Origin of the sequence: Kitasatospora sp. NPDC088264 (assembly GCF_040685715.1) — a bacterium.
In the GTDB taxonomy this organism is placed as follows: domain Bacteria; phylum Actinomycetota; class Actinomycetes; order Streptomycetales; family Streptomycetaceae; genus Kitasatospora.
In genome coordinates this window covers 1-18,554 of the sequence record NZ_JBFBIR010000101.1, presented here as the reverse complement: position 1 = coordinate 18,554, position 18,554 = coordinate 1, and the positions used below count along the sequence as shown (strand labels likewise).

Genomic DNA, 18,554 nt, shown 5'->3' with positions numbered 1-18,554 from the left:
CCGGGTGCCCGGTACTGCCCGCCCGTGAACTGCGGCTCGGGAAGCGCCTTCCGGTCCAGCTTGCCGTTGGGCGCCAGCGGGAGCCGGTCCAGCACCACGAACACCGAGGGCACCATGAACTCGGGCAGCCGGGCCGCGACGAACCGGCGCAGGTCCCGCGCCGACACCCCGGTGGTGAAGTCGATGTCGCCGTCCGCCACGGGCGTCGAGGGGACGACGTAGCCGACGAGGTGCTTCGCGGTTCCCTTGCCCTGGTGCACAGTCACGACCGCCTGGAGGACCCCGGGGTGTGCGGTCAGCGCCGCTTCGATCTCGCCGGGTTCGATCCGCAGTCCGCGCACCTTGGTCTGGGCGTCGTCACGGCCGACGTACTCCAGGTGCCCGTCGGCGGTCCAGCGGGCCAGGTCGCCGGTGCGGTACATCCGCTCGCCCGGCGCGCCGAACGGGTCGGCGACGAAGCGGTCGGCCGTCAGGCCCGGCCGGCCGTGGTAACCGCGCCCGATCAGCCCGGCGACGTACAGCTCACCGACCACGCCGACGGGGGCCGGGGTGAGTCCGGGCCCCAGGACGTACGTACGCACGTTCCCCAGCGGGGTGCCGATCGGGACGTTGTCCTCGTGCTCGCCGGTGACGGTGAAGGTGGTGGCGTAGAAGGACTCGCTCTGGCCGTAGGCGTTGATCACGCGGGCGTGCGGGAACGCCTCACGGACACGTCGGACCAGCGATCCGGGCAGTGCCTCGCCGGCGAAGACCAAGGTGTCCGCCTCCACCCGTGCGTCCAGTCGGTCCAGCAGTTCCGCGAACACCGACGGCACGGTGCTGATCACGCCGCCGGCCCAGTGCTCGCGCTCGTCCAGGGCCAGGACGTCGCGGACCACCTCGACCGTGCCGCCGGTGGCCAGCGTCGTCACCGTCTCGAAGACGGAGACGTCGAAGTTGACCGAGGTGCCGGCGAGCATCATGGTGCGGGGCCCAGCGCCGAGGACGCCGGCCAGCTGGGTGACCCCGTTGACCACCGCACGGTGGGTGATCGCGACGCCCTTGGGCATCCCGGTCGATCCCGAGGTGTACATCACGTACGCGAGGTTGTCCGGGTGCGGCGCGACGGCCGGGACGGTGGTGGCCGGGGCGAGGTCGGCCCGGTCCAGGAGCAGCACGGGGGCCTCCGTGCTCGACAGCGCGTCCGCGGTCGCCGAGTCCGTGAGGAGGAGCCGGGGCCGGGCCTCGGCCAGGATGTGTCCCAGTCGGCCGCTCGGGTAGCGCGGGTCGATCGGGAGGTAGGCGGCGCCCGACTTGAGGATGCCGAGCAGACCCGCGACCAGGTCGGCCGAGCGGGGCAGGGCGAGGCCGACGACCGTTTCCGGACCGACGCCGCGACCGGTCAGCTCGGCCGCGATGCGGTCGGAGCGAACGTCGAGCTGCGCGTAGGTGAGGGTGACGTCGTCGCAGACCACCGCGACGGCGTCGGGGGCCGCCGCGACCTGCCGCCCGAACAGCTCCGGCACCGTAACGTGCGGGACCTCGGAGGAGGTGTCGTTGAGGTTCTCCACCAACCGCCGGTGTTCGGCCGGGTCGAGGAGGTCGACCGTGGTGACCCGTCGGCCGGGTTCGGTGACGAGCTGGTGCAGGACCCGGACGAACCGGGCGGCGATCGTCTCGGCGGTGGCCCGGTCGAACAGGTCGGTGGCGTACTCGAGGTTGCCGTACACGCCTTCGCCCGGTAGGTCGGCCAGGTTGAAGAACAGGTCGAACTTCGCCGTGTCGGTGCGCATCCGCTCGAACCCGACGCGGACGCCGGGCAGGGTGAAGTCCCGCCGGGTGAAGTTCTGCCAGGCGAACATCACTTGGAAGAGCGGATGGTAGGCGGTGGAGCGTTCCGGATTGAGCAGTTCCACGAGTCGTTCGAAGGGCGCGTCCTGGTTGTCGTAGGCCGCGAGCGCCTTGCCGCGCACCTGGTCGAGCAGCTCGTCGAAGGACGGACTGCCAGCCAGGTCGGTGCGCAGGACCCAGGTGTTGACGAAGAAACCGACGAGGTCGGCCAGGGCCTGGTCGGTGCGGTTCGCGATCGGGGAGCCGATGGCCACGTCGTCGCCTCCGCCGAGCCGGTGCAGCAGCACCGCCAGCGCGGCCTGCAGGACCATGGCGGCGGTGGCACTGTGATCCCGCGCCAGTTCGTCGACCGCGGTCATGGTGTCCGGTCCGACGGAGAACTCGACGACGTCGCCGCGGTGGGTGGCGACCGGCGGCCGCGGTCGGTCGGTCGGCAGGGGCAGTGGGTGCGGCACTCCGGCCAGTTCGGCCCGCCAGTAGCGGGCCTGCGCGGCCAGCAGGCTGTCCTCGTCGGACTCCTCGCCGAGCGCCGCGCGTTGCCAGAGCGTGTAGTCGACGTACTGCACCGGCAGTTGTGCCCAGCCGGGCTCGGCACCGGTCAGCCGGGCCTCGTACGCCGCGGCCAGGTCGCGGGCCAGCGGTGCCATCGACTCGCCGTCGCCGGCGATGTGGTGGACGAGCAGCAGCAGGACGTGGTCCTGCTCCGCCAGCCGGAATACCTGCGGCCGTATCGGGATCTGCCGGGCCAGGTCGAACGGCCGGGCGGCGGTGGCCAGTACGGTGGCGTCGAGGTCTTCGGGGGCCACGGTCGTCACCGGCAGGTCCAGTACGACGTCGGCGGCCGGGAGCACCCACTGGAACGGCACCCCGGACTCCTCGCCCAGCAGGGTGCGCAGGCTCTCGTGCCGGGTCACGACGTCCCGCAGCGCCGCGTGCAGCACGGCGGTGTCGAGCTGGCCGGTGAGCCGCAGTACGAAGGGGAGGTTGTAGGTGGCGGAGGGCCCTTCGAAGCGGTCGACGAACCACAGCCGGCGCTGGGCGAACGACAGCGGGACCCGTTCGGGCCGCGGCTGGGCGGGCCGCAGCGGTGCGCGGGCGGGTGCGCTCGCGGAGGCGTGCTCGATCAGCCGGGCGACGGTCGGTTGGTCGAACACCTGTCGGATCGACAGCTCCGTGTCCAGGGCCGTGCGGATCCGGCTGACCAGCCGGGTGGCGAGCAGCGAGTGGCCGCCCAGGGCGAAGAAGTCGTCGTCGATGCCGACCCGGTCCAGCCCGAGCACCTCGGCGAAGACCGCGCAGAGCACCTCCTCCCGCGGCGTCCGCGGGGCCCGCCCGGTGGACGCGGCCGCGTAGTCGGGCACGGGCAGGGCGCGCCGGTCGAGCTTTCCGCTCGGGCTCAACGGCACCTCGCCGATGGCGACCACGGCCGAGGGCACCATGTACTCCGGCAGCCGGTCGCGCAGGTACCCCCGCAGTGCCGTGACCAGCGCGCGGATCTGCCGGGCGGCAGCCGGGTCGTTGACCAGCGAGCGTTGCGGCCGGGTGGTCGGGGCAACGGCACCGGTGACGACGCGAGCGGTCACCGGCCCGGCCGGGAACACGACCGCGTCGAAGCACTCGACGACGCCCGGGGTCCAGACCGTCACCGCGCCCCAGCCCAGCCGGGCGGCCCAGTCGAGCAGGTCCTGCGGGTCGAGCGCCGGGCCCGCCGCGGTGGGCGGCGGGATCACCCCGGCGGCTGCGGCGGCCTCGACCTCGGCCGCCAGCCGGGCGTTGGGGATGCGGGTGACCCGGATCGGTGCGGTGCCCGCCGAGCGGCAGAGTTCGGCCAGGTCCCCGAGGTCGTAGGCCTGCCGGCCCCACACCGTCGTCGGGAGTGCCTCCGCGGACACCGCGTCCGGAGCGGCCTTGTGCAGCACGACCTCGTAGCGGTGCCGGGTCAGCTCGTTGCGCGCCCGTCCGGGCTTCAGCCGGATGTCGGCCTGGACGCCCGGGTGGTCGGCGGCCCAGCGGGTGAACCACTCCGGGTCGAGAACGAGTTCCCGCTCGGTCAGCACTGCCTGTTGGACCGCGGCCCGGACCGCCGCCGGTGTCGCCGTCGGCTGCTGGGTGCGGTGCACGGCGGCCTTGAGCACCGGCAGCGAGCCGCCGTACCGGATGTCGCCGAGCACGATCCGGCCGCCCGGTGAGAGCAGGTCCAGGGCCTGGGTCAGGACCGTGTCGAGGTAGAGGGCGTCCGGGAAGTACTGGACGACGGAGTTGACCAGCACGGTGTCGAAGTGCCCGCGTGGGAGACCGGAGACGTCCTCGGCGGGCTGGCAGCGCAGCCAGACCCGTTCACCGTGCCTGGCCCGTTCGACCTGGGTCCGCAGTTCGTCGAGCGCCGGGGCGGAGAAGTCTGTGGCCCAGTACTCGTCCACCTCGGGAACCAGGTGGGCGAGGAGCAGCCCCGAGCCGACGCCGAGTTCGACGACCCGTCGGGGCGACCAGCACAGCACCTGGCGGACCGCGGCGTCCCGCCAGGCGCGCATCTCCCGCAGGGGGATCGGCGTCCCGGTGTAGCTGGAGTTCCAGCCGGTGAAGTCCTCGCCCCAGGCGGCCCCGGTGGTCTGGGAGTAGGTCGAGTCGTAGACCTCCTGCCACTCGTCGACCTGCTCGCCCGCGCCGGTGTCCGATCCGGTCACATCGGGCACGACGTAGGCGACGAGCCGCTGGTCCCCGGGGGTGTCCTCACGGGTGATCGCGATCGCGTGATCGACGCCGGGGTGGGCGAGCAGCGCGGCCTCGATCTCTCCGGGCTCGATCCGGAACCCGCGCACCTTGACCTGGAAGTCGGCCCGGCCCCGGTAGACGATCGCGCCGTCCTCCCGCCGGGTGACCAGGTCACCGGTGCGGTACATCCGCTGTCCCGGGGCGAACGGGTTGGCCACGAACCGGTCCGCGGTCAGGTCCGGCCGGTTCAGGTAACCGCGGGCGAGCTGCACGCCGGCCAGGTAGAGCTCGCCGAGGGCGCCCGGGGGCACCGGCTGCAGGGCCGCGTCGAGGACGTAGACCTGGGTGTTCCAGACCGGCGTGCCGATCGGCACGGCCACCTGTCCGGCCTCGGGCCGGTACCGCCAGGCGGTCACCTCGACCGCGGCCTCGGTCGGGCCGTACAGGTTGTGCAGTTCGGTTCCCGGTAGCACCTCCTGGAACCGGGCGGCCAGGCTGGCCGTGAGTGCCTCGCCGGCGGCCTCGACCCGGCGCAGGCTGGTGCAGTCGCCTGCGGTGGGTTCGGCGAGGAACGCCGCGAGCATCGAAGGCACGAAGTCGACGTCGGTCACGTTCTGTTCCCGGATCAGCCCGGCCAGGTACCGGGGGTCCCGGTGTCCGTCCGGTCGGGCGATCACGAGCCCCGCGCCGACCAGCAGCGGCCAGAACAGTTCGGGCAGGGAGACGTCGAAGCCGACGGAGGTCTTGAGTAGCATCCGGTCGCCCTGCGCCAGTCCGTAGGTGCCGTGGCCCCAGGCGATCCGGTTGCCGATCGAGCGGTGCGAGACGACCACGCCCTTGGGCTTTCCGGTCGATCCGGACGTGTAGATCACGTAGGCGGCGTGGTCCGGGGTCAGGGGGACGGCCGGGTCGTGGTCCGGGTACGCGGTGGTGTCCGGCAGTTCTTCGACGACCAGCACGGGCGCGGCGTCGGTGAGCAGGTGCTCGACGCGCTCCGCCGGCTGGTCGACCTCGACGGGCAGGAGAGCGGCCCCGGACTTGAGTACGCCGTAGACCGCGACGAGCAGGTCGAACGAGCGGGGCAGCCGCAGCGCGACGACCCGTTCGGGCCCGGCACCGTGGTCGGTCAGCCAGTGTGCGAAGCGGTTGGCGCGCCGGTTGAACTCCGAGTAGTCGAGCGTCTCGCCCTCGAAGTGGAGGGCGGGGTTGTCCGGTGTCCTACGGACCTGCTCCTCGAAGGCGGCGTGCAGCGTGCGGGCCGGGACGTCCCGTGCGGTGTCGTTCCAGCCGCGGACGACGCGGTCGCGCTCCTCGGCGTCGAGGACGTCGAGGCGGCCGACGGTGATCCGCGGGTCGTCCGCGAACTGCTGGAGCACGCGCAGGAAGCGATCGGCGATGTCGGCGACGGTGCGCTGCTCGAACACTCCGTGCTGGTACTGCAGCCCGATGCGCAGGTTCGGTTCGGCGGTGACCATCACGGTGAGCGGGTAGTGCGTTCCGCTGAAGGGCGACACGCTGGTGATGGCGATCCCGGCGGTGGTGCCCGCTTCCTCGATCCCGGCCTGGTCGACCGGGTAGGACTCGAAGACGACCACCGTGTCGAACAGGACGTTGAGTTCGGTGATGCGGTGGATCTCGGACAGTCCGAAGTGGTGGTGGTCCAGCAGGGCGGCCTGCCGGCGCTGCAGGTCGGTGAGCAGCTCGGCCAGGGAGTCGGACGGCGAACACCTCACGCGCACCGGAAGGGTGTTGATGAACAGTCCGATCATCGAGTCCACGTCGGGGACGTCCGCGGGGCGACCGGACACCGTCGCACCGAACACCACGTCGTCGCGGCCGGTCAGCCTGCCGAGCAGCACCGCCCAGGTCGCCTGCACCAGGGTGTTGAGCGTGACCCCCAGCTCGGCCGCGCGGCGGGCCAGCGTGCGGGCGGTGTCCGTGTCGAGGCGGACGTCGGCCTGGCCGATCCCGGCCGCGGTCTCCCGCGCCGAGGTGTCCGCGACTGTCGGTGCCAGCAGCGTCGGCCGGTCCACGCCGGCGAGCTCCTCGGTCCAGGCCAGCGCGGCGGCGGCCCGGTCCCGGGCCGCCAACCAGGCCAGGAAGTCGCGGAAACCGCGGCGGCGCGGCGTCGTCGCACCGTCGGCGCGGTAGTTCCGCAGCAGTTCCTGCATCAGCAACGGCACGGACCAACCGTCGAACAGCACGTGGTGGGCGGTGAGCACCAGCTCCCACCGGTCGGCGGCGAGCTTCACGAGCTGCATGCGCAGCAGCGGCGCCGTGGCCAGGTCGAAGTGGTTGTCGTGGTCCTGTGCCAGCAGCCGTGCGACGGCGGCTTCGCGGTCCGGCTCGGCGAGGTCGCTGAAGTCGTGCTCGCGCCAGGGCAGCGCGACGTTCCGGGGCACGACCTGGATCCGGTCGCCCGCGGCGCCGGTGACGAAGGCCGAGCGCAGGTTCGGGTGACGGTCCAGTAGTTCCTGGCCCGCCGCTCGCATCCGGTCCGGGTCCACCGGACCGGACAGGTGGAACGAGAGCTGCATCTGGTAGGCGTCGAAGGAGGTGTCGGCGAGCATGGCGTGGAAGAGCAGGCCTGACTGCATCGCGGTGAGCGGCCAGACATCCGCGAGGCCCGGGTACCGCTGCTCCCAGAGGTCGAGTTCCGGCTGGGTGACGGAGACCAGGGGGACGTCGGACGGTGTCAGTCCGCCCGGGTCCGGATCCGTCGCGTGGTCGGCGAGCGCGGTCAGCGCCTCGCGCCAGAGTTCCGCGAGTTCCCGGACCTCCTCGGCGGTGAGGACACCGCTGGGGAAGCTCAGCCGTGCGGCCAGCCGGGGACCGCCCGCACCGTCGGTGACCAGTGCTCCCACGTCCAGCACTGATAGGGCCGGCATGGTGTCGTCGGGGGCGGCGATCAGCTCGGACGTGCCGGGGGCCTGGGTCCAGCCGAGGCCCCGCAGGTCCTCGGGCATGTCCGTGGCGGAGAACCTGCCGAGGTAGTTGAAGCTGATCTGGCCGGTCGGGTAGCGCCCGAGCACGGCTGCCGACTCGGCGTCGAGGTAACGCAGCAGGCCGTAGCCGATGCCCTTGTCCGGGACGGCGAGGAGCTGTTCCTTGACGGCCTTGACCGCGCTGCCGGCGGCCGCGCCGCTGGCGAAGGCCCCGTCGAGGTCCACGCCGCCGAGGTCGAGACGGACCGGGAACACGCTGGTGAACCAACCCACCGTGCGGGAGAGGTCTGCGCCGGGCACGATCTGCTCCTCCCGGCCGTGTCCCTCCAGCCGCAGCAGGACCGAGGGGTCGGCGGTGCCGCGGTCGCGGCGCCAGCGGGCGACGGCCAGGGCCAGCGCGGTGAGCAGTCCGTCGTTGACGCCGCTGCGGTACTTCGCGGGCAGCGTGGTCAGCAGGGCCTCGGTGACCGGCTGCGACAGGCGGAGCCAGTGGTGTTCCACGGTGGACATGACGTCCACAGCGGGGTCCGGTCGCCGGGAGCCGAGCAGCGGGTCGGGACCGGCCACCACGGCGCGCCACAGCGGGAGTTCGGCCGCCCGCCGGGGGGCGGTGTCGGCCAGGGCGTGTGCCCAGCGGCGCAGTGAGGTCGGCACGGGCGCCAACTCGGGCGTCCGGCCCGCGCGTACGGCTTCCCAGGCGGTGGCGAGGTCGGGCAGCAGGATCCGCCAGGAGACGCCGTCCACGACGTGGTGCTGGAGCACGATCAGCAGGCGGCCGGTCCGCGGTCCGGCGAACCACACGAACTGGGCCACCACGCCGGCGGCGGGGTCGAGTCGGCGGGTGGCCGCGTCGAGTTCGGCGGCGGCGAGCCGGCCCCAGGCCGCGTCCCAGCTCCCGTCGCAGTCGACCCGGCGGATCACGGCCGTCGGGTCCGTCGATCCCGGCGGGGCGACCTCCAGGGCGTCGGCGGTCAGCCGGGCGCGCAGGGCGTCGTGCCGGTCGAACACGGCGGTCAGGGTGGCCACGAGCCCGTCGTGGTCGATATCCGCAGGCAGGTCGACGACCAGGGACATGGCGAACCGGTTGCCCCCGCCGACCTCCGTGATGTACCGGGCCACCGGCAGGAGGGGCAGCGATCCGACCCCACCGCCCTCCAGTTCCGTCAGGACCGGTCCGGCCTGGTCCGTCGGCGTTGCGGCTCCGGCCAGCGCGGCCAGTTCGGCCACGGTGCGCAGCTCGAAGATCGCCTTTGCGCTGATCTCGACGCCGCGAGCGCGGGCCCGTGAGACGACCTGGATGGAGCGGATGCTGTCGCCGCCGACGGCGAAGAAGTCGTCGTCGACGCCGACCCGGTCCAGCCCGAGCACCTCGGCGTACACCGCGGCCAGGATCTCCTCGGTGGGCGTGCCGGGTGCCCGGTACTGCCCGCCCGTGAACTGCGGCTCGGGAAGCGCCTTCCGGTCCAGCTTGCCGTTGGGCGCCAGCGGGAGCCGGTCCAGCACGACGAACACCGAGGGCACCATGAACTCGGGCAGCCGGGCCGCGACGAACCGGCGCAGGTCCCGCGCCGACACCCGAGTGGTCAGGTCGACGTCGAGCTCACCGAGGCTGTCCACGCTGCCGAGGCCGCCGTTGCGCGCGTCGACGGGCACGACGTAGCCGACGAGGTGCTTGCCGCCGTGCCCTCGCTCGTGCGCGGTCACCACGGCCTGCGCGACGCCGGGGTGGTCGGCGATCGCGGCCTCGACCTCGCCCGGCTCGATCCGGAACCCGCGCACCTTGAGCTGGTCGTCGGCCCGGACGGCGTACTCCAGGTGCCCGTCGGCGGTCCAGCGGGCCAGGTCGCCGGTGCGGTACATCCGCTCGCCCGGCGCGCCGAACGGGTCGGCGACGAAGCGGTCGGCCGTCAGGCCCGGCCGGCCGTGGTAACCGCGCCCGATCAGCCCGGCGACGTACAGCTCACCGACCACGCCGACGGGGGCCGGGGTGAGTCCGGGCCCCAGGACGTAGCCGCGCATGTTGCCCAGCGGCACGCCGATCGGGACACCGACGGCGTGCGGGGCAGCGGGGCCGTCGACGGTGTGGGCCGTGGCGTAGAACGACTCGCTCTGCCCGTAGGCGTTGATCACCCGGACGCCGGGGATCCGCTCGCGGACGCGTCGGACCAGCGACGTGGGGAGCGCCTCCCCGGCGAAGACGACGGCATCCGCGTGGATCCGGCCGGAGACCTGGTCGAGCAGTTCGGCGAACACCGACGGAACGGTGCTGATCACCCCGCCGCTCCAACCGTCCCGCTCCCCGATCACCAGCACGTCGCGGACGACCTCGACGCTGCCGCCGACGGCCAGGGTGGTGAAGAGCTCGAAAACCGACACGTCGAAGTTCACCGATGTCCCGGCGAGCGTCCGGGTACCGGGGCCGGTCCCGACGACGGCCGCGAGGCGCAGAACACCGTTGACGACGTCCCGGTGCGTGATGGCGACGCCCTTCGGCGTGCCCGTGGAGCCGGAGGTGTACATCACGTAGGCGAGGTTGTCCGGCCGGGCCTGCCGCCCGGTCGTCCCCGGGCACGGTGCCGCGAAGTCGATGTCGTCCAGGCACAGCACGGCGGTGCCGTTCGTCGGCAGGGCGCCGGCGGTCGCCGTGTCGGTGAGGACCAGAGCCGGCCGGGCCTGGTCCAGGACGAGTTCCAGCCTCCTGCTGGGGTACCGCGGGTCCATCGGCAGGTACGCGGCGCCCGACTTGAGGACGCCGAGCAGGGCGACGACGAGGTCCGCCGAGCGCGGCACGGCCAACCCCACGACCGCCTCGGGCCCGGCGCCCCGGGCCCGCAATTCGGCCGCGACCCGGTCGGCGCGCGCGTCGAGCTGCGCGTAGGTCAGCGAGTCGTCGCCGAAGACGACCGCGACGGCGTCCGGTGCCGCGGCGGCCCGGCGCTCGACGAGCCCGTGGACGGTCAACTCCGGCACGGGCGCGGCGGTGTCGTTGAGCGCGCGCAGGAACTCGTGCTCCCTGGGCTCCAGTACGTCGGCGGAACCGATCCGGGTGGCCGGTGCCGACACCAACCGGTCTACGAGCCGGGTGAAGCGGTCGGCGAAGCCCTCGGCGGTCGCCCGGTCGAACAGGTCGGTGGCGTACTCCAGGTAGCAGAGCAGTCCCGGCCGGGTGGGGTCGGTGAAGAAGTTGAACTCCAGGTCGAACTTGGCAGTCGGAGTCGAGCGGGCCTCCAACCTGGCTTCCAGGCCCGGGAGTTCGAGATCGATCCAGGCGTCGTCCTCCCAGGTGAACATGACCTGGAACAGCGGGTGGTAGGCCGTGGAACGTTCCGGGTTGAGCAGCTCGACCAGCCGTTCGAACGGTGCGTCCTGGTTGTCGTAGGCCGCCAGGGCCTTCTCCCGGACGCCGTCCAGCACCGACTCGAAGGACGGGTTGCCGCCCAGGTCGGCGCGCAGCACCCAGGTGTTCACGAAGAAGCCCACGAGGTCGGTGAGCTGGTCGTCGGTGCGGCCGGCGATGGTCGATCCGAACGCGATGTCGTCCCCGGCGCCCGAGCGGTGCAGCAGCACCGCCAAAGCCGCCTGCAGCATCATCGGCAGCGTGACGTCCCGCTCGCGGGCCAGTTTCTCGGCCGCGGCCACGACGTCCGGCTCGAACCCGAACCCGACCACGTCACCGCGGTGGCCCGCCACCGGGGGGCGCGGGCGGTCCACGGGTAGCCGCACGGGCTGTGGGAGACCGGCCAGTTCCTTGCGCCAGTAGCCGAGTTGGGTCGCCAGCACGCTGTCCGGATCGGTCTCGTCGCCGAGCACCTCCCGCTGCCAGAGCGTGTAGTCGACGTACTGCACCGGCAGTTCCGGCCAGTCCGGCGCGGTGCCGTGGACACGGGCGGTGTAGGCGGCGGAGAAGTCGCGGGCGAGCGGCGCCATCGACTCGCCGTCCGCGGCGATGTGGTGGACCAGCAGCACGAGGACGTGCCGGGTGGGGCCGGAACGCAGCAGCGCCGCACGGACGGGTACTTCGGCGGCCAGGTCGAACTCGTGGGCGGCGACCTCCGCGACGGCGTCCTCGGTGGACCGGTCGGGCCCGATGTCGAGGAGCGGGACCGCGAAGTCCAGACCGTCGGCGGGCAGCACGTGCTGCCCGGGGGCGCCGTCCTCCTCGACGATCAGGGTGCGCAGGGTCTCGTGCCGCACCAGCAGGTCACGCACCGCCAGCCGCAGCGCGGGGACGTCGAGGACGCCCTCCATCCTGATCGTGAACGGCACGTTGTACGTCGTCGAGGGTCCTTGGAAGCGGTGGATGAACCACAACCGGCGTTGCGCGAAGGACAACGGGATCGTCACTGCCCACTCCTGTTCATCTTGCGCAGCACGGGCTGGCTGGTGGTGGAGGCGGCCCGGACCGTGTCCGCCAGCCTGGCGACGTCGGGGGCCTGGAAGACGGTCCGGATCTGTATGTCCGTCCCGAGGGACCTGCGGATGCGGCTGATCAGCCGCGTGGCGAGCACGGAGTTCCCGCCCAGCGCGAAGAAGTCGTCGTGGACGCCGACCCGCTCGACGCCGAGTACCTCTGCGTACAGCTCGCAGAGCTGCTCCTCGGTGGCGGTCCGCGGCGGCTCGTAGCCGGTGCCGACGGCCTCCGGGCCGCTCCCGGCCGCGTCCACGATCAGCCCGTCGTCCTTGGCGGTGAGCACGTCGAGCTCGCCGAGCAGCAGTGCCGGGTCGTCAGCGATCCGGTCGAGGATCCGGCCGAACAGCGCGGCGATCCGGGTCGCGCGGTCCTCGTCGAACGCGCCCCGCTGGTACTGCAGCGCCAGACGCAGGCGGTTCCCGGCGACCATGGCCATCACGGTCAGCGGGTAGTGGGTGGCGGTGAACGAGCGCAAGCCGGTCACCGTGATCCCGGCCAGCTCGCCGGCCTCGGTGATCCCCGCCCGGTCCAGCGGGAAGGACTCGAATCCCACGATCGTGTCGAACAGGGCGGTCACCCCCGCCGCGGCGTGGATGTCGCTCAGGCCGTAGTGGTGGTGGTCCATCAGTGCGGCCTGTCGGCGCTGCAACCCGACGAGCAGTTCGGACAGGGTGTCGTCGGGGGCGCAGCGCACCGGCACGGGCACGGTGTTGAGGAAGACTCCGACGGCGCTGTCCACATCCGCCACCGCGGGCGGGCGGCCTGCCACGGTCGTCCCGAACACGACCTCGGTGCGGTTGGTCAGCAGGGTCAGCAGGACGGCCCAGGCGCCCTGCACCACGGTGTTGGTCGTGACGCCGAGTTCGGCGGCTCGGCCGGTGAGCAGGCGGGACCGCTCCCACGACAGCGGGACGTCGGTCTGGCCGATGCCCGTGGAGTCGGGCTCGGTTCCGGGGGCGAGGTGCACGGGTCCGTCGAGGGCCTTGAGTTCCTCGGCCCACACCCGGGCCGGCAGGGCGTCGTCCTGTCGCGACCGCCACGCCAGGAAGTCCCGGAATCCGCGTGCCTGAGGCAGCGCGGGTCCGTCGCCGTAGGTGTGCAGCAGGTCCCGGACCAGGACCGGCAACGACCAGCCGTCGAAGAGGACGTGGTGGGCGGTCAGGACCAACTCGGAGCGCTGCGGGCCGGTGGTCACCAGGGTCATCCGCAGCAACGGCGGCCTGGCGGGGTCGAAGTGGACGGCGAGGTCGTCGGTCAGCAGCCGCTCGAAGGCCGCTGCGCGATCGGCGGGGTCCAGGGCGCTCAGGTCAAGCTCCCGCCACGGCAGGCGCAGGCCGTCCACCACGAGGGCGAGCAGGTCACCGTGGGCGTCCGGTACGAACGCCGTGCGCAGTGCCGCGTGCCGCTTGGTCAGTGCCTGCGCGGCGGCCCGCAGCCGGCCGGGGTCGACGGGCCCGGACAGGTGCAGCGTGTACTGGACCTGGTAGGCGTCGAAGCGGGATTCGTTGAGCTGCGAGTGGAACAGCAGCCCGGCCTGCAGTGGCGTCACCGGCCAGACGTCCGACAGACCTGGGTACTTCTGCTCCCACTCCTCGATCTCCTCCTGCCGGGTGCGGACCAGCGGCAGGTCGGACGGGGTCAGCCCGCCGGTGCCGGGCTCGGTGGCGTGCCGGGCAAGGGAGGTCAGCGCGACGCACCACAGGTCCGCGAGTTCGCGCACGTCCTCGGGCGGGAGCACACCGACGGGCGCGGCAAACTGAGCGCTCAGGAGCGGTCCCGCTCCGGTGTCGGTGACGCTGGCGTTGACGTCGAGCTCAGCGGGTGCCGGCATGCGCGGGTCCTGACCGGCGTCCAGTTCGTCCAGCTCCTCGAAACCGGCGGCACGGGCGAATCCGTCCTGCCCGGAGGGCGCGGCAAACTGGCCGAGGTAGTTGAATCCGACCTGGCCGATCGGGTGCGGCCGCAACACCTCGGCGGTGTCCGGGTTGAGGAAGCGCAGGAGGCCGTAGCCGATGCCCTTGTCCGGAACCGAGCGCAGCCGTTCCTTGACGGATTTGAGCAGCCGTCCGGCGGCCGGGCCACCGGCGAAGGCGTCGTCGACGTCGATCCCCGCCAGGTCGAACCGCACGGGGTAGACGCTGGTGAACCAGCCGGCCGTGCGGGAGAGGTCCGCGCCGGGTGCGGCGCCCTCCTCCCGGCCGTGCCCCTCCAGCCGGATCAGCGCGGTGGGTTCCTCCACTCCGCGGCGGCGGCGCCAGACGGCGAGGGCGGTGACGAGCGCGGCCAGCAGGCCTTCTTCGGCCCCGGCCCGGAAGGCCGTCGGCAGCGTGGTCAGCAGGGCCTCGGTGACGTCCGCGGGCAGTTCGACGCGAGTGCGGTGCACCGTCGTGAGGGTGTCGGTCCCCGGGACGAGCCGTCGGGCACCGAGCAGCGGATCCGGAGCCCGCACCGCGGACAGCCAGAAGTCCAGTTCGGCCGCGCGTTCCGGCCGCCCCGCCTCCGTCCGCAGGGCGTGCGCCCAGCGCCGCAAGGAGGTGGCGACCGGGCGCAGCCGCGGCGGGCGGCCGTCCCGGACGGCGGCCCAGGCATCGGCGAGGTCCGGCAGCAGGATGCGCCAGGTCACGCCGTCCGCGGCGAGGTGGTGCAGGCAGATCAGGAGCCGGCCCGAGGCCGCGAAGTGCACGAACTGTGCCATCACGCGGGCCCCGGGCGCGAGCCGGGCAGTCGCGGCGTCCAGTTCGTCCTGCCAGGCCTCCTCGTCCTCGGCCCGTGTCAGCAGCGCCTCCGCACGGACCGAGCCCGGCGGCGCGACCTCCAGTTCGTCGCCGATGAGTGCCGACCGCAGCACGTCGTGCTGGTCGAGAACGGCGTCCAGGCTCGCCAGGAGCCCGTCGCGGTCGATGTCCGCCGGCAGGTCCACCACCATTACCTGGGCGAACCGTTCGAACCCGGTGCCCCAGTCGCGGACCCATCGGGCAACCGGAAGCAGCGGCAGCCGGCCCGTGCCGCCGCCGTCGAGTTCCGCCAGCACGGGCCCGTCCGGTGCCTCGGTCGCGACCTGGGCGAGTTCGACGACGGTCCGGTGTTCGAAGAGCGCCCGCGGGCTCAGCGCGATGCCCCCGGCCCTGGCGCGCGACGCCACCTGGATCGACTGGATGCTGTCGCCGCCCATGGCGAAGAAGTCGTCGTCGATGCCGATCCGCACCGCGCCCAGTACTTCGGCGAACGCGTCCGCCAGCACCTGCTCGGCCGGTGTGCGTGGCGCGCGGTACTTGCTTCCGGCGAACTCCGGCTCGGGGAAGGCCTTCTGGTCGATCTTCCCGTTGGGGGTCAGTGGGAAGCGGTCCAGCACGACGACCACAGCGGGGACCAGGTAGGCGGGCAGGCGTCGCGCCACGAACGCGCGCAACTCACCCGTGCTGAAACCCGATTCGAACGCGAACTCGCTCTTCGCGGAACCGCCGGACCCGGCACCGGGCAGGTCCGCGGGGATGACGTACGCGACGAGCTGCTGGTTCTTGCCGATCCCCCGGCCGGTACGGGCGACGACGACGGCCTGGTCGATCGCGGGGTGGGAGAGCAGCGCGGCCTCGATCTCACGCGGCTCGACGCGGTGGCCGCGGATCTTGACCTGGGTGTCGACCCGTCCCCGGAACATCAGGTCGCCCTGGTCCGTGCGGGACACGAGGTCCCCGGTGCGGTACATCCGCTCACCGGTTCCGCCGAACGGACAGGCGAGGAACCGTTCGGCCGTCAGCCCCGGCAGACCCAGGTACCCGCGCGCCAGACCTGCCCCGGAGAGGTACAGCTCGCCGATGACCCCGGCCGGCACCGGTCGCAGCTCGGCGTCGAGCACGTGCACCCGGAACCCCAGGTTGGCCCCGCCGATCGGGGGCACCCCGCCGCCAGCGGCCAGCGGCGCACTCATCGTCGCGCAGATGGTGGCTTCGGTCGGCCCGTAGGCGTTGATCATCCGTCGGCCGGGCGCCCACGCGGCGACCAGCTCGGGCGAGGTCGCGTCCCCACCGACGACCAGCGTCTCGACGGTGGACAGCGAACCGGCAGGCATCGCGGCGAGCACCGGCGGCGGCAGCAGCACGTGGGTGACGCCGTGGTCGTCCAGCGTCTCGGCCAGCGGCGCGCCGGGGCCCAGGCGCTCGGGTCCGACCACCACGAGCGTGCCGCCCTGGAACAGCGCCATGTACATCTCCCAGACGGAGGCGTCGAAGCTGGGCGAGGCGAACTGCAGCACGCGGCTGGCCGGCGTCAGCCGCAGTCGCTCCGTCTGAGAGGCCACCAGGGCCGCCAGCCCGCGGTGCGTGACGGCGACGCCCTTGGGCCGGCCCGTGGTACCGGAGGTATAGATGACGTACGCCGTGTTCGCCGCCGACAGCGGTCCTCGCGCGGTGGCCGTGGGGAGGGCCTGCTCCTCCAGGTCGTCCAGGCACAGCACCGGAGCGGTCAGACCCCGTAGACGCGCCGCCGATTCCGCGTCCGCGAGCACGAGGCCGGCCCCGGAGTCTTCGACCATGAAGGCGGTCCGGTCGGCCGGGTAGGCCGGGTCGAGCGGCAGGTACGCGCCGCCCGCCTTGGCCACGGCGAGGACGGTGATCCACAGCAGCACGGACCGCGGAAGGGCAACGGCCACCACGGTCTCGGGCCCGACACCGCGCGCGGCGAGCAGCCGCGCCAAGCGGTCGGCCCGCTCGCCGAGCTCTCGATAGGTCAGCCACGTGTTGTCCGCGGCCAGTGCGATCGCGTCCGGTGTGGCGCTGACCCAACGGTCGAACAGGACGGGGATTGTGGCGTTCGCTGCGGGCGGCGTGTCGAGTCCTCGCGGCAGCCGGTCGCGGTCCGCGGGCTCGATTGCTCGGGATGGTGTCATCAGACCCTCCGGGTACCTAGGACGCCAGCAACGTCCGGCCGACGGACGCGAGGACCTCGGTGCTCGTGTCCAGGAAGTAGAAGTGGCCGCCCGGGTAGAGGCGGATGTCGAACGGGGCACTCGTGTACGCGCGCCAGCCGTCGAGGGTGTCCAGCGGCGTCCGGACGTCCGTGCGTCCGGCCAGCGCGCTCAGCGGGATATCGAGCCTCGGCCCCGGCGCCACCCGGTGGCGCTCCCAGATCGCGAAGTCGGCTCGCACGGCCGGCATCAGGGCGTCGAGGATCTCGACGTCCTCGGCGATCTCCTCGTCGATCCCGCCGAGGTTGACCATCTCCGCGCGGAAGTCCTCGTGTGACAACTCATGCAGCTTCGGTCGGCCCTGGAACGCCTCCGGAGAGGGCTGCGAGGACAGGAACAGGTGCCTGGGCACGGGCGCGCCCGCCGCTTGCAGGCTCCTGCAGACTTCGAAGGCCAGCATCGCGCCGCAGGAGTGGCCGAAGAACGCGACCGATCCGTCCATGACCGGCAGCAGCTCCGCGACGACCGCCTCGACGAGCGGGCCCGCCTCCGTCATCGGGTCCTCCGCGATCCTGTTCTGCCGACCGGGCAGTTGCACGGCGGCCAGCTCGATCTCGGCGGGCAGCAGGTCGCTCCATTCCGCGAACGTCCCCGCGCCGCCACCCGCGTGCGGGAAGCAGATCAGCCGGTGCCGGGCCCCGGGTCGATGTGCCCGCCAGAGGTACGGCGTCTCGGCCAACAGTCTGACGCTGGCTCCGGATGAATTCATTCGCACGAATACCCCATGGAAATCGCTTGGCGAAATATGCGGCACGACGGAAGTCGCGCGCCGAAAACGTCAGGGTCGGACAATCGAGGAAACCGCGGACCGGGCCGATCACCGGGGCGGGAAGGATTATCAACTTCACACAGTCCGATGGAGCCGGTCAACCCTGCCAGGCGCCGGATGTTGTCCCGTCGACCGGACAGGAATTCCATTCGCCAGCAGTGCGGCGGGATTGCGCGGCCGCCGGTGCCACCGGTGTTCCACGAGTTCGTTGACGGCCGATGGCGGGATTTCCCGTCGAGGCGCGCGGCGTCCTGCATGGTCGCTTCCGCGCCGCGCTCTGTGCCGGTCTCCCGTCCGAGGCATCCTCGCCCCCTGAGCCCAGCACCGTACAGGGGAACCGGCCGAGTGCGTGCCGCATTGGCGACAGAAGTGGCGTCATGACTGCAGTCGGTCGGCTTACATCTGGCCGACGTTGCGCCAACCCGTCATCATGAATCCGGGTGAGACCGTGGCCCCGGCGCCTCGGTCGTCACCGCGACACTCCCGCTCTCGTCGGCTGCCGCACGCAGGGCCGTCGGCAGCGGGCCGTACGGTGAGGAGGCGGGGCTTCCGGTCGGCGCTGCCACGCGGAGCGGGGTGGCGCCACTCGCGTCGGTTTCCGGTGGCTATCTGGGAAGTCTGCTGCCTGCGTGCGGGGCGGGCCGGAACCGTCGCGGCCTGCGGTTGACGCGCCCCGGCGTCACTTCAGAGTGCTCTGCGTCGAGTCGCTCCCGCAGGCCCGAAAGGCCGTCGGATCGCGCGACGGCCGCTCCTTCGTGTCCCGCGCCGCCCGCAGGCCCGGACGGGCCCCCGGCGGGCGGACGTCAGCAGCGCGCCGTGCGTCACGTCGGTGGACGCGAACAGCTCGCACAGGACCTGCTCCTGCGGGGTGCGCGGTGCCCGTCCCACAGCCGTGGTCGCGTCCTCGGGCGCGGGCAGCGCGGC

4 protein-coding genes are annotated in these 18,554 nt (G+C 72.6%); all 4 read right to left on the bottom strand.

Annotation, left to right across the window (positions count from 1 at the left end):
* Positions 1–11,831 (bottom strand): amino acid adenylation domain-containing protein (locus tag AB0O82_RS37165; RefSeq protein ID WP_363589239.1); only part of this gene is annotated, 11,831 nt, incomplete at its 3' end.
* A complete protein-coding gene (locus AB0O82_RS37160; protein WP_363589237.1) occupies positions 11,828–16,783 on the bottom strand; it encodes an amino acid adenylation domain-containing protein in 4,956 nt (1,651 codons plus the stop codon). The genes AB0O82_RS37160 and AB0O82_RS37165, both read right to left, overlap by 4 nt.
* Positions 16,784–16,799: 16 nt before the next feature.
* Entirely contained in the window at positions 16,800–17,540 is a 741-nt protein-coding gene (locus AB0O82_RS37155) for an alpha/beta fold hydrolase (RefSeq protein ID WP_363589235.1), read from the bottom strand.
* Positions 17,541–18,314: 774 nt separating this feature from the next.
* Positions 18,315–18,554, bottom strand: a 240-nt coding sequence (locus AB0O82_RS37150; RefSeq protein WP_363589233.1) for a hypothetical protein, incomplete at its 5' end; no start/stop codon positions are given.

Excerpts from the sequence above, each read along its gene's own strand:
- AB0O82_RS37160 (WP_363589237.1), bottom strand. The coding sequence starts at position 16,783 with ATGACACCATCCCGAGCAATCGAGCCCGCGGACCGCGACCGGCTGCCG.